The sequence below is a fragment of the uncultured Amnibacterium sp. genome, assembly GCF_964250715.1.
GTDB lineage: Bacteria > Actinomycetota > Actinomycetes > Actinomycetales > Microbacteriaceae > Amnibacterium.
Genome location: NZ_CAXUGX010000004.1, coordinates 117,164 through 130,415, shown reverse-complemented (window position 1 = coordinate 130,415; position 13,252 = coordinate 117,164). Strand labels below are relative to the sequence as shown.

The 13,252-nt window shown below is 70.9% G+C and carries 10 protein-coding genes; 8 read left to right on the top strand and 2 right to left on the bottom strand.

Features of this window, described 5'->3' with window-relative positions; genetic code table 11:
- The first annotated feature begins 46 nt into the window (after window positions 1–46).
- The 3 genes from secD (at window position 47) to ACFE7H_RS05835 (ending at window position 5,118) form a co-directional block, all read left to right on the top strand.
- On the top strand, window positions 47–1,783 hold the full coding sequence (gene secD, locus ACFE7H_RS05845; RefSeq protein WP_375400279.1) for a protein translocase subunit SecD: 1,737 nt from the start codon (window positions 47–49) through the stop codon (window positions 1,781–1,783).
- Window positions 1,783–2,787 (top strand): protein translocase subunit SecF, encoded by a 1,005-nt coding sequence (secF, locus tag ACFE7H_RS05840; RefSeq protein WP_375400278.1) that lies wholly within the window; start codon window positions 1,783–1,785, stop codon window positions 2,785–2,787. The genes secD and secF overlap by 1 nt, the downstream gene beginning before the upstream one ends.
- A gap of 84 nt (window positions 2,788–2,871) precedes the next feature.
- Complete coding sequence (locus ACFE7H_RS05835) at window positions 2,872–5,118, top strand: RelA/SpoT family protein (RefSeq protein WP_375400277.1); 2,247 nt, start codon at window positions 2,872–2,874, stop codon at window positions 5,116–5,118.
- On the opposite strand, the gene ACFE7H_RS05830 is transcribed toward ACFE7H_RS05835, so the two are convergent.
- Window positions 5,115–5,675: a hypothetical protein gene (locus ACFE7H_RS05830; protein WP_375400276.1), complete on the bottom strand. Its 561-nt coding sequence runs from the start codon at window positions 5,673–5,675 to the stop codon at window positions 5,115–5,117. The genes ACFE7H_RS05835 and ACFE7H_RS05830 overlap by 4 nt on opposite strands.
- Window positions 5,676–5,766: 91 nt before the next feature.
- Entirely contained in the window at window positions 5,767–6,948 is a 1,182-nt protein-coding gene (locus ACFE7H_RS05825) for a DUF349 domain-containing protein (RefSeq protein ID WP_375400374.1), read from the bottom strand.
- A 228-nt stretch (window positions 6,949–7,176) separates the two neighbouring features.
- Here ACFE7H_RS05825 and ACFE7H_RS05820 point away from each other — a divergent pair, with 228 nt between their 5' ends.
- From ACFE7H_RS05820 to alaS, 5 genes are all read left to right on the top strand, one after another.
- Entirely contained in the window at window positions 7,177–7,413 is a 237-nt protein-coding gene (locus tag ACFE7H_RS05820; RefSeq protein ID WP_375400275.1) for a hypothetical protein, read from the top strand.
- A gap of 435 nt (window positions 7,414–7,848) precedes the next feature.
- Window positions 7,849–9,291 (top strand): replication-associated recombination protein A, encoded by a 1,443-nt coding sequence (locus tag ACFE7H_RS05815; RefSeq protein ID WP_375400274.1) that lies wholly within the window; start codon window positions 7,849–7,851, stop codon window positions 9,289–9,291.
- A gap of 222 nt (window positions 9,292–9,513) precedes the next feature.
- A complete protein-coding gene (rpsD, locus tag ACFE7H_RS05810) occupies window positions 9,514–10,143 on the top strand; it encodes a 30S ribosomal protein S4 (RefSeq protein WP_375400273.1) in 630 nt (209 codons plus the stop codon).
- A 286-nt stretch (window positions 10,144–10,429) separates the two neighbouring features.
- Window positions 10,430–10,594 (top strand): hypothetical protein, encoded by a 165-nt coding sequence (locus ACFE7H_RS05805; protein ID WP_375400272.1) that lies wholly within the window; start codon window positions 10,430–10,432, stop codon window positions 10,592–10,594.
- Between the two features lie 3 nt (window positions 10,595–10,597).
- The gene (gene alaS, locus ACFE7H_RS05800; RefSeq protein ID WP_375400271.1) at window positions 10,598–13,249 is read left to right on the top strand and encodes an alanine--tRNA ligase; all 2,652 of its coding nucleotides are present in this window, start codon (window positions 10,598–10,600) and stop codon (window positions 13,247–13,249) included.
- Window positions 13,250–13,252: the final 3 nt, after the last annotated feature.

The following is a 13,252-nucleotide window of genomic DNA, read 5'->3' as shown; positions in this document are numbered from 1 at the left end:
TCCCGCCTGCAGGGCGCGGATCCCCGCGAACCTGAGGAAGGCGTCTGTGGCGAAACCGGCGGCCCCACGGGTCAGGGCGAGGCGCGGCCTGGTCGGGCTGGGCGCGATCGTGCTGGTCCTGGTTCTGCTGAACCTGCTCGGCGTGCTGCTCGCACCGGGATCGTCGTTCGCCACGAAGGCCGTCAGCCTGGTACCGAAGTTGGGGCTCGACCTGCAGGGCGGCACCGAGGTGATCCTGCAGCCGGTGCCGCAGGGCGGGAAGAACCCGACCTCGGATCAGTTGACCCAGTCGGTCGCGATCATCCGGCAGCGCGTCAATGCCGCCGGCATCGGTGAGGCGCAGATCGCACCCTTGGGCAACAACGTCGTGGTCTCGATTCCCGGTCCGCTCAGCAACGAGACGCGCAACAACATCGAGTCCAGCGCGCGCATGGACTTCCGTCCCGTCCTCGTGGCCGGCGAGGCACCCACCGCCAGCGCGGGGACGAAGGGATCGGCGGCGTATACGCCGCCGGCTTCGCTCGCCACCACGCCGAGCGTCAAACCGACCAACGGCAGCGACCTGGCCCAGGTGACGCCGTACCTGCAGGCGCTGTATACGAACTACAACTGCAAGCAGGACGTCGGCGCGGCGGCGGAGCCTGCCGCGAAGCCCTTGGTCACCTGCAACACGGAGGGCACCGCCAAGTACCTGCTGGGTCCGGTCGAGGTGCAGGGCAGCCACATCAAGACCGCCACCAGTGGTGTCTCGACCACCAGTCAGGGAGTGAGCACCGGCGAATACGTGGTGAACCTGGCGTTCGACCCGACCGGCACGACCGAGTTCGGCAAGGTCACCAGCCGGCTCGTCGCGCTGCAGTCGCCGCAGAACCAGTTCGCGATCCTGCTGGACGGCAAGGTCGTATCGGCCCCGCAGACCAATTCGGCGATCGAGAACGGGCAGGCCGAGATCAGCGGCAACTTCACCGCCGATTCGTCGAAGGCCCTCGCGAACCAGCTGCAGTTCGGCTCGCTGCCCATCAGCTTCCGGGTGCAGAGCATCAACACCATCTCGGCGACGCTCGGTTCGGCACAGCTGCTCAGCGGCCTGATCGCCGGCCTGATCGGTCTGCTACTCGTGGTCGGCTACTCGCTGTTCCAGTACCGGCTGCTCGGGCTCGTCACGATCGGCTCGCTGCTGATGTCGTCGGTGCTGACCTACCTGGTGATCGACTTCCTCTCCTGGCGCGAGGGCTATCGCCTGTCGCTGGCCGGCGTCGCCGGGTTGATCGTCTCGATCGGCATCACGGCCGACTCCTTCATCGTCTACTTCGAACGCATCCGGGACGAGTTGCGCGAGGGTCGCGCGCTGTCCTCGGCCGTCGAGAACGGCTGGCGTCGCGCGATCCGCACCGTGCTGGCCTCGGACGCGGTCAACTTTCTGGCGGCCTCGACGCTGTTCATCCTGTCGGTCAGCGACGTCCGTGGCTTCGCGCTCACGCTCGGCATCACGACCCTGATCGACGTCGTCGTGGTCGGCCTCTTCACCCATCCCGTGCTGCAGCTGTTGACCCGTGTGCCGTTCTTCGCGGGCGGCCACCGGCTGAGCGGCCTGGACCCCGCGGCGCTCGGCGCCGTCTACCGCGGGCGCGGCCAGTTCCGGTCCCCGGTTCTGGCCGGCGGCGCTGTCGCCCGCAGCCGCGGCGAGGCGCAGCGGCGGCAGACCATCGCCGAACGCAAGGCGGCCGAAGGTCAGCTTCCGCCACCCAAGGCCCGGGACTCGATCGAGCGGAGCGGCGACTGATGGCGGACTTCACCCGGTTCGGCAACGACCTGTACACCGGCGCGCGAACGATCGACTTCGTCGGTCGGCGCCGGCGGTGGTACCTGATCGCGGCCGTCGCGATCCTGATCTCCATCCTGGGCCCCGTCCTGCGGGGTGGCTACACCTTCGGCATCGAGTTCACCGGCGGCTCGCAGTACACGATCCGCAATCCCGCTTCGCTCAACCAGAATCCGGCGACCGACGCGGTGCGGTCCGTGGTAGGGCCGGTGGTCAAGACGCGCGTCGCGCAGCTGGGCACCAGTTCGCTGCAGGTCCAGACGGCCCAGCTGGCGAGCTCCGGGCAGGTCGACCAGGTGCAGGAGGCGCTGGCCAAGGCGTACGACGTGCCGGTCGGCTCGGTCGCCAAGAGCTTCATCGGAGCGACGTGGGGCGCGGACATCAGCGCGACCGCGCTGCGCGGCCTGGTCGTGTTCCTGGTGCTCGTCGCACTGGTGATGGCCGCGTACTTCCGCACCTGGAAGATGTCGGTCGCCGCGATCGTCGCGCTCTTTCACGACCTGATCCTGACCGCCGGCATCTACGGGATCGTCGGTTTCGAGGTGACCCCGGCGGCCGTGATCGGCTTCCTGACGATCCTCGGCTACTCCCTGTATGACACCGTCGTCGTGTTCGACAAGATCCGCGAGAACACGAACGGCTGGCGGCCGGGCGGGTCGCGGACCTTCAGCGAGACCGTGAACCTGGCGGTCAACCAGACGCTCGTGCGGTCGATCAACACCTCCATCGTCGCCCTGCTGCCGATCGCCGCCATCCTGTTCATCGGCGCGCTGCTGCTGGGTGCCGGCACACTGCGCGACATCTCGCTGGCGCTGTTCATCGGCATCGTGGTAGGGACGTACTCCACCATCTTCCTGGCCGCCCCGCTCTACGCGGACCTGCGCAGCACCGAGCCGCGCATCCGCATCGAGACCCGGCGCACACTGGACGCGCGCACCCGGGACCGCGCACTGACCGAAGGCTGAGCCGATCGATCGCCTGTGCGCCCGCCCCGTGCCGTGGAAGATTCCGCGGCTGCTCGTGGTTGAGCAACCCGAAGAAGGAGACCGGTGAGCGAGACGCAGACCCCGACCACCGCGTCGTTGCGCCGCCGGGTGCCGCGACTGTTCTCCCGGGCACAGCCGGTCGGTGCGCTGGAGACCCTGATCCGCACCGTGCGGACGCACCATCCGAAGGCCGACCTGTCCGTCATCGAGCGGGCGCACATCGCCGCCGACATCGCCCACACCGGGCAGGTGCGCCGCAGCGGCGAGCCGTACATCACCCATCCGCTGGCCGTCTCGCAGATCCTCGCCGACCTGGGGATCGGGCCACGCGGCATCGCGGCGGCACTGCTGCACGACACCGTCGAGGACACCGACTACACGCTCGACCAGCTGCGCGCCGACTTCGGCGACGAGGTGGCGATGCTGGTCGACGGCGTCACCAAGCTGGACAAGCTGAAGTACGGCGATTCCGCGCAGGCGGAGACCGTGCGCAAGATGGTCATCGCCATGTCGAAGGACGTGCGCGTGCTCATCATCAAGCTGGCCGACCGCCTGCACAACGCGCGCACCTGGGGCTTCATGCCGGCCGAGAGCGCGCAGCGCAAGGCCAAGGAGACCCTCGAGATCTACGCGCCACTGGCCCACCGGCTCGGCATCCAGACCATCAAGCTGGAGCTGGAGGACCTCTCGTTCGCCGTGCTCTACCCCAAGCTCTACCTGGAGATCGAGTCGCTGGTCCGCCGCCGGACGCCGAAGCGCGAGGAGATCGTCCAAGAGGTGACGAGCGCGATCACCGACGACCTGAAGGCCGCGAAGCTGCGCGGTCGGGTGGTCGGCCGGCCGAAGCAGTACTACTCGATCTACCAGAAGATGGTCGTGCGCGGCCGCGAGTTCGACGAGATCTACGACCTGGTCGGCATCCGGGTGCTGATGGACTCCCTGCGCGACTGCTACGCCGTACTCGGGGCGATCCACGCCCGCTGGACCCCGGTGCCGGGCCGCTTCAAGGACTACATCGCGACCCCCAAGTTCAACCTCTACCAGTCGCTGCACACGACCGTGCTAGGGCCGGAGGGGCGGCCGGTCGAGATCCAGATCCGTACCACCGAGATGCACCAGCGTGCCGAATTCGGAGTCGCCGCGCACTGGAAGTACAAGGAGCAGGCGGGCGCCTCCGGCTCCACCGATCCGGTCGACGACGCCGAGATGGCGTGGCTGGCGCACCTCTCCGACTGGGAGTCCGAGACCGCCGACCCCGGCGAGTTCCTGGACAGCCTGCGCTTCGAGATCGGCGCGAAGGAGGTCTACGTCTTCACGCCCAAGGGCAAGGTGATCGGGCTGCCCTCCGGTGCCACGCCGGTGGACTTCGCGTACGCCGTGCACACCGACGTCGGGCACCGCACCATGGGCGCCAAGGTCAACGGGCGGCTCGTGCCGCTGGAGAGCGCGCTCACCTCCGGCGATGTCGTGGAGGTCTTCACCTCGAAGAATCCGGACTCGGGGCCGAGCAAGGACTGGCTGCAGTTCGTGCAGAGTCCGCGGGCGCGGACGAAGATCCGGCAGTGGTTCACCAAGGAGCGCCGCGACGAGGCGATCGAGCAGGGCAAGGACGCCATCGCTCGAGCGATGCGCAAGCAGAACCTGCCGCTGCAGAAGCTGATGACGCAGGACGTGCTGGTCGGCATCGCCACGGGGATGCGGTATGAGGACGTCTCCGCACTGTACGCCGCGCTCGGCGAGGGGCACGTGTCCACGCAGTCCGTGATCGAGCGGGTGCTCGCCGCGGTGCAGGGCACCCAGGAGGCGGACGAGCCCGAGTTCGAGTCGACGACCGTGCGCCCGCGCGCGCTGCGGTCGAGCGACTCCGGTGTGCTCGTGCGTGGTGCACCGGACATCCTGATCAAGCTCGCCAAATGCTGCACGCCGGTGCCGGGCGACGAGATCGTCGGGTTCGTCACCCGTGGCTCCGGGGTCTCGGTGCACCGCACCGACTGCACCAACGTGTCCTCGCTGCTGACGGAGCCGGAGCGCATGATCGAGGTCGAGTGGGCGCCCACCTCGCGCAGCGTCTTCCTGGTGCAGATCCAGGTGGAGGCGCTCGACCGCGGGGGCCTGCTGTCGGACGTCACGCGGGTGCTGTCCGAGCATCACGTCAACATCCTCTCCGCGACGGTGTCGACCTCCAGCAACCGCCTGGCGCTCAGCCGGTTCGTGTTCGAGATGGGCGACACCACCCACCTCGACCGGGTGCTCAACGCGGTCCGTCGGGTCGAGGCGGTCTACGACGTGTACCGGGTCTCCGCCGGCTAGAAGAGCGCCGGCCGGTTCGGGTCGAGCGCAAGGGAAGCCAGGCGGTCGACGCCGCGGCGCTTGTGGGGCATCGGGCCCCGCTCGTGCAGGAGCGCCGACGCCTCGCCGCCGGCCACACCCGCCATGCGCAGCAGCGTGCGGATCATGCGGTCGATGTCGGGGTGGTCGGGCTCCAGGCGGGCCAGGTCGATGGCCGTGCGCAGCGGCGTCGTCACGGTCACGCCGCCGATTACCTGCACGTCCTGCGGTGCGAACCGGACCTCGCGCACGTCCCTGCCCGCGGGGACCGTCCGCCTGCCCTGCGACCGGTCGATGCTGCACTGCAGCGGCCGTTGGAGCAGCCACGTCGCGCCGTGAACCCAGGCCGCGGTGCGCCGTTCGGCGACCAGCCCGGGACGGACGGTCACGGCGATCGTCGCCGCGCGCGTCGCCGCATCGACGGGCTGATCGACGGCCACCAGGCAGTCGCCCAGGCTGAAGCAGTCTCCGTCGAGCTGCAGCGCGCTGAGCTCGGCCGGAGCGAACTCCGCAGGGTCGATGACGGGTGGCAGGCGCATGCCGGCACGGTGCCACGACGACGATCGGTGTCGATCGCTGCGGCGGTACCTGTGGACAACGCGACCCGGTCGGCTGCCTGTGGAGGGAGCCTTACCCGCCCAGGGCGTCCAGCCAGATGCGGCGGGCGGCCAGGGCGTCTTCCGCCTCCTTGATCGCCTTACGATCGCCCGCGGCGTGGGCCGCAGCCAGGTCGGCTTCGAGCCGCTCGATTGCGGCGGTCAACTGCGCGGCGAGCCCCTCCGAGCGTGCCTTCGTCTCGGGGTTGGAGCGACGCCAGTGCTCCTGCTCGAGGTTCTTCACGTACTGCTCCACCCGGCGCAGCCGGTCCTCGATGCTGCGGATCTGCTCTCGCGGAACCCGACCCGCCGCGTCCCACCGGCGCTGGACGTCCGCCAACGTGGATCGTGCCGCGGGGGCGTCAGTGGAGGTGAGCAGTACCTCCGCCTCCGTCAGCAGGGCCTGCTTGGCTGCCAGGTTGTCGCCGTATTCCGCGTCCTGCATGCTCTGCGCCGCGGACTTGGCGGCGTAGAGGGCGTCGCCGGCGGCACGGAACCGCGCCCAGAGCGCGTCGTCCGCCTTGCGTCCTGCTCGGCCGGCCTGCTTCCACTCCTCCAGCAGCTGCCGGTAGACGCCGATCGGATCGTCCGGTGAGCCCACCAGCGCTTCGGCGCGCTCGACGAGCCGCTCCTTGACCCCGCGGGCATCCTTCTGAGTCGAATCCAGCTCGGAGAAGAAGGCGCGCCGCTGACCGTCGACCGTCGATCTCGCGGCGCGGAACCGCTTCCACAGATCGTTCGCCTCACCCTTCGGAATGCGAGCGGTGCTGCGCTGGGACTGCTGCCAGCGCGCGAACAGGGCGTCCATCGCAGTCGTGGTCGCTTTCCACTGCACCGTCGCCGGGTCGCGGGCGGCCATCGTCTCGGCCTCCACCACGATCGCCTCGCGCTCGGCTCGCGCCGCCTCGACCTCGGCCTTGTGCGCCTCGCTCTGCTGCGCCGTCAGCTGCTCGACGGTGCCGCCGAGCGCGGTCACCCGCGCGCGGAGCGCGTCCAGGTCGCCGACCGCTGCGGGACTCTGCAGCGCCTCGTGCAGTCGGGCGACTGCGCGCGCGATGTCGGCGGTCGGTGCGCCACCGCGGGCGCGCTGCTCCAGCAGCCCGACCTGGGCCGCGAGATCGGTGTACTTGCGCTCGTAGTAGGCGAGCGCCTCCGCCGCCGGAGCGTCCGGGTATTCGCCGACCTGCCGCTCGGTGTCGCCGTCGCGCACGAACACCACGCCCTGCTCGTCGACGCGGCCCCACGGCTGCGCATCGACGTGCACCGGACCACGCGCTCGCGGCGCGATGGTCGCCGGGGACGGCGCATGGTCGGGGGTCGTCACGGTGCTCACCTCGGTCGTCCACTGTAAGCCACGCGTGTGACGGGCTCCGGGAGTGGGCCACCTGGGCTGCCGAGGTGGCCGCTCGACGTCGAGGTCCGGATCGGGTCCGGTTGCGGTGGGGTGCGGGTCGGTCAGCCTGTTGACGGCGACGGGCTGCCGGACGACGTCTGGGTCGCGGCGGGCGTCGGGGACGTCGTCGCGGGCGAGGGTGACGGCGAAGAGGAGGGTGCGGACGACGGCGATGTCGACGGCGCGGAGGAGGTCGCGCCTCCCGGCGACGGGGCGGTGGACGGTGCCGGAGAGGGAGGAGCGGTCTTCGTCGCCACCGGCTTCGGGGTGCCGGGGCCGCCGGTGTAGTACTCGATCTGCGCGAAGGTCGCGAGTGCGGCCACGACGACGATGCCGATCACCGCCGCGACGTTGTCCCGGCGGCGCCGGTCGCGCTGCTGCTCGACGACCGCTCGCCGGGCGGTATAGACGCGTGCGCGCCTCCGCTCCTCCCGCTCGGCGCGTTCGCGCGCGGACCGTGCTGGCACGTCGTCGATCCCTTCGGCGTCGATCCTCGTGGGCGGCTGCCATGGTAGGGGAGCGCGCCCGCCGCACTCGATTCCGCGCCCGGGGAGCCCGCAAGCCCACAGCACGACAGCAGGACAGGGTCCCGTCAGCAGGTCACTGGTCGACCAGCAGCCTGCGATCGGAACCTGGTCCTGCTGTCGTGCTGATTTCGGGGGCCGGAGGGGGAGTCGGTGGGGGGTCGGAGGGGGTGTCGCTGGGGGCGCCTAGCCTGGCCGCATGACGCTGCAACCCGGACTGCGCCAGGGGCCGGTGCCCCTGGCGGTCCGCATGCGGCCGCGGTCGCTCGACGAAGTGGCCGGGCAGCAGCACCTGCTGCGGCCGGGATCGCCGATCCGGCGGCTCGCCTCCGACGACGGCGCCAGCAGTGCGGTGTCGGTGATCCTGTGGGGGCCTCCGGGAACCGGCAAGACGACCCTCGCGCAGGCGATCGCCGCCAGCTCGGGTCGCCGCTTCGTGCAACTGTCGGCCGTGACGGCCGGTGTCAAAGACGTGCGCCAGGTGATGGATGAGGCGCGGAGCGCCGCAGACCTGTACGGCACCTCCACCGTGCTGTTCCTCGACGAGATCCACCGCTTCTCCAAGGCGCAGCAGGACGGCCTGCTGCCCGGCGTCGAGAACGGCTGGGTCACCCTGGTCGCCGCCACCACCGAGAACCCCTCGTTCTCGGTGATCGCGCCGCTGCTCTCGCGCTCGCTGCTGCTGACGTTGGACGAGCTGTCCGACGACGACCTGGGACTGCTGATCGACCGGGCGGTGGGCGACCCGCGCGGATTCGACGGCCGCGTCGCGCTCGACGACGAGGCGCGGGCCGCGCTGATCCGGCTGGCGTCCGGCGACGCCCGCCGCGCGCTGACGGCACTGGAGGCGGCCGCGACCCTGGCGGTCGACGCGGGTGATGGCGAGGGGCCGCGCGTCACCGAGGCGCTGGTCGCCTCCGCGGTCGACCGTGCGCTGCTCCGGTACGACCGCGCCGGCGACGAGCACTACGACGTGATCAGCGCATTCATCAAGTCGGTGCGCGGCAGCGACGTGGACGCGGCGCTGCACTACCTGGCGCGCATGGTCGAGGCCGGCGAGGACCCGCGGTTCATCGCCCGGCGCATCATCGTGCTCGCGTCCGAGGACATCGGTATGGCCGACCCTCAAGCGCTCGGCATGGCCGTCGCGGCGGCGGACGCCGTGCAGTTCCTGGGGATGCCGGAGGGGCGCATCCCGCTCGCGCAGGCGGTCACCTATCTGTCGCTCGCGCCCAAGTCCAACGCGTCGTACCTGGCGCTCGACGCTGCGATCGCCGACGTGCGCGGAGGAGGCATCGGACGCGTGCCGCCGCATCTGCGCGACGCCCACTATGCCGGCGCGAAACGTCTGGGGCACGGAGCCGGCTACCGCTACGCGCACGACGGCGAGCACGGCGTGGTGACGCAGCAGTACCCGCCCGACGAGCTGGTCGGCACCGACTACTACCGCCCCACCGGCATCGGGTTCGAACGCGAGACCGCCACCCGGGTGCAGCGCCTGCGCCGCGTGGTGCGCGGCCTGCCGCCGGAGACCCACGCCGATTCACCGGCGAGCCACGCCGATTCCGATCCTGCTGCCGCGCCGGAGCCCGAGGCAGATGCTGGGCCGGAGTCCGCCGTCGAGCAGCCGGGCCCGACGTAGCGCAGCGGCGCTCTCCCGCAGCATCGCGCGGGAGGCCGACCTGGTAGGCTCTTCGACGGCCTGGAGTGGGTCCCGCGGGCGAGCGGCTGCGCCACGGGAACCGCGAGTGGACCGCAGCCTGTAGCCGGCCGGTCCGTGGACGCCGATCCCTCCGCACACGTTCGGTCTGCGCGCGCCGCGACCGCATCCGATTCCGATTCGTCCTGGAAGGTCATTCTCTCCGTGTCAACCAAGTCCCGCACCCACAGCAAGACGCGGCTCTCGCGCGCGCTGGGCATCGCCCTGACGCCGAAGGCCGCCCGCTACCTGGAGAAGCGTCCTTACGCGCCGGGCGAGCACGGCCGCTCCAAGCGCAAGACCGACAGCGACTACGCCGTCCGGCTGCGCGAGAAGCAGCGTCTGCGCGCCCAGTACGGTCTACGCGAGAAGCAGCTGCGCATCGTCTTCAACGAGGCCCGCCGCACCGGCGGCTTGACCGGTGAGAACCTGGTCGAGCTGCTCGAGCAGCGCCTGGACGCCCTGGTGCTGCGCGCCGGCTTCGCCCGCACGACCGCGCAGGCCCGCCAGCTGGTCGTGCACCGCCACATCCTGGTCGACGGCAAGCTGGTCGACCGGCCCAGCTTCCGGGTGAAGCCGGGCCAGCTGATCCACGTCAAGGAGAAGAGCGAGCAGCTGGAGCCGTTCCAGGTCGCGGCCGCAGGCGGCCACGCCGACGTGCTGGCCAAGGTTCCCGGCTATCTGGACGTCGAGATCGACCGCCTGCACGCGACGCTGACCCGCCGCCCCAAGCGCGCCGAGGTCCCGATCCAGGCCGACGTGCAGCTGGTCGTGGAGTACTACGCCGCGCGCTGAGCGCGCGCTGGAGCTAGAAGCGAAGGCCTGGGCCCACGGCCCCTGCCGGGCCGGGGATTCGGGCCTTCGCCGCGACGCCAGCGCCGCGGCCCGTCTCGGGCCGCGGTCCCGGTATAAGCACAGCTTGAGCCCACATCCGCTCTCGCGCGGTACTTCGGCGCTCGCGCGGTTTGCATGCGTACCGCGCCAGGCCAGAAGTACCGCGTGATGCGCCGTACCGCGCGACCGGTGGGGTGTCCGGGCGCGCCGGTAGGCTCGTCGTCGCTGATCGAGGAGGCGGACGCTCATGAAGGTGCTCATGCTGCTGGTCGGGATCGCGATCGGGCTCGTGGCGGCGCGGACCAGCGGCGGTCGGGCCGTGCTCGACGCCGCAACCGGCTCCCTCAACGAGTTCGTGCAGACCGTGTCCGACAGCTACCGTGCCCGACTGGCGGAGTCGGGCGTCGGCTGACGCATGGAGACCGCTGAGATCCGCCGTCGCTGGCTCACCTTCTTCGGCGACCGCGGCCACACCGTCGTGCCGAGCGCGTCGCTCGTGTCGGACGACCCGACGCTGCTGTTCACGGTCGCCGGCATGGTGCCGTTCGTCCCGTACCTGACCGGCATCGTTCCCGCGCCCTACCCGCGGGCGACGAGTGTGCAGAAGTGCATCCGCACCCTGGACATCGAGGAGGTCGGCAAGACCGCCCGCCACGGCACGTTCTTCCAGATGAACGGCAACTTCAGCTTCGGCGACTACTTCAAGGAAGGCGCCATCGGCTACGCCTGGGAGCTGCTGACGAGCGCCGAGGCCGACGGCGGCTACGGCTTCGAGCCGCGCGACCTGTGGGTGACCGTGTACGAGGAGGACGACGTCTCGTTCGACCTGTGGCGCCGGATCGCGGGCCTGCCGCCGGAGCGCATCCAGCGGCTCGGCAAGGACGAGAACTACTGGTCCACGGGCCAGCCCGGCCCCGCCGGCCCGGACTCCGAGATCTTCTTCGACCGCGGACCCGCCTACGGTCCGGATGGCGGCCCGGCCACCGGCGGCGACCGATACCTGGAGATCTGGAACCTGGTCTTCATGCAGTACCTGCGCGGCGAGGGCGCGGGGTACGACTTCCCGATCCTCGGCGACCTGCCGCAGCAGAACATCGACACCGGCATGGGGTTGGAGCGCGTCGCGTTCCTGAAGCAGGGCGTGGAGAACATGTACGAGATCGACCAGGTGCGCCCCGTGCTCGACCGCGCCGCGCAGCTGTCCGGTCGTCGTTACGGCGCCGACCACGACGCCGATGTGCGCATGCGGGTCGTCGCGGACCACGTGCGGTCGTCGCTGATGCTGATGGCCGACGGAGTGACCCCGTCGAACGAGGGCCGCGGCTACATCCTGCGCCGTCTGCTGCGCCGCTCCGTCCGCGCGATGCGGCTGCTCGGCGTGCAGGAGCCCACCTTCGGCGAACTGTTCCCCGTCAGCCGTGACGCGATGGGTCCGGCGTACCCGGAGGTGGTGGCCGACTTCGGTCGCATCGGCCGCCTGGCGGTGGCGGAGGAGGAGAGCTTTCTGCGCACCCTGGCGGGCGGCACGACCATCCTCGACCTGGCCGTCTCGGACACCAAGGCGCGAGGGGCGGAGCGACTGGCCGGCGACACCGCGTTCCTGCTGCACGACACGTACGGCTTCCCCATCGACCTGACGCTCGAGGTCGCGGAGGATGCGGGCCTCACCGTGGACCGCGACGCGTTCGACCGCCTGATGACCGAGCAGCGGAACCGCGCCAAGGCGGATGCCCGCAGCAAGAAGCAGGCGCTCGCCGACCTGTCCGTCTACCGGGAGTTCCGCGCGGGCGGCGCGACCGCGTTCCTCGGCTACGACGAGTTGCAGACCGCCAGTTCCGTGCTCGGGCTGATCCGCGCCGGGGAGAGCGTGACGAGCGCCGAGGCGGGCGACATCGTCGAGGTGATCCTGGCTGCGACCACCCTGTACCCGGAGTCGGGCGGTCAGGAGGCGGACCAGGGCACGATCGTCGGGTCCGGCTTCGCGCTGGAGATCATCGACGTGCAGCGGCCGGTCGCCGGCCTGATCAGCCATCGCGCGCAGGTCGTCCGCGGTGAGGTCGCCGTCGGCGACCCGGTCACGACCCTCGTCGACCCGGACTACCGTCGCGGGGCCACGCAGGCCCACTCGGCCACCCACCTGATCCACGCCGCCCTGCGCGAGACACTCGGCCCCGACGCGCATCAGGCCGGCTCGCTGAACCGTGCCGGCTACCTGCGGCTCGACTTCAACTGGAACGCGGCGCTGTCGCCGGCGACGCAGTCCGAGGTGGAGGACCGCGCCAATCGGGCAATCACCGAGGACGTGCCCGTGATCACCCGCATCCTGCCCATCGACGAGGCGAAGGCGCTGGGCGCGATGGCCCTGTTCAGCGAGAAGTACGGCGACACCGTGCGGATGGTCGACATCGGCGGGCCGTGGTCGCGCGAGCTGTGCGCCGGCACCCACGTGGTGCACTCCTCCGAGATCGGGTTGATCAACGTGGTGGGGGAGTCGTCGGTCGGCGCGACCGCGCGCCGCATCGAATCGTTCGTCGGCCCGCAGGCGTTCGCCGACTTCGCGGTCGAGCGGGCCATCGTCGCCGAGCTGTCACAGGGCCTCAGCGTGCCTCGCGAGCAGCTGAGCACCCGCATCGCCGAGCTGTCGGCATCCCTGAAGGCGGCGGAGAAGCGCATCGCGCAGTTCGAGTCCGCGGCGCTCTCGGCTCGCGTGCCGGCGATCGCGCAGAACGCGAAGCCGCTCGGCAGCGTGACGGCGGTCCTGGAGCAGGTGGGGGAGTTGTCCTCCGGCGACGAGCTGCGCGCGCTCGCCACCGCGGTGCGCGACCGGCTGGGCGCCGATCCCTCCCTCGTCGGCCTGGGCGCCACCGTCGGGTCGAAGCCCGTCGTGATCGTCGCCACGAATGCGGCGGCCCGCAGTGCCGGGGTCAAGGCCGGCCCGCTCGCGAAGGCGGCGGCGGCGCAACTGGGCGGCGGTGGCGGCGGCCGCGACGATCTGGCCCAGGGCGGCGGCACCGATCCGGCGATGCTGAGCGCCGCGCTGCAGGCGATCGCCGCGACCGTCGGCTGACCG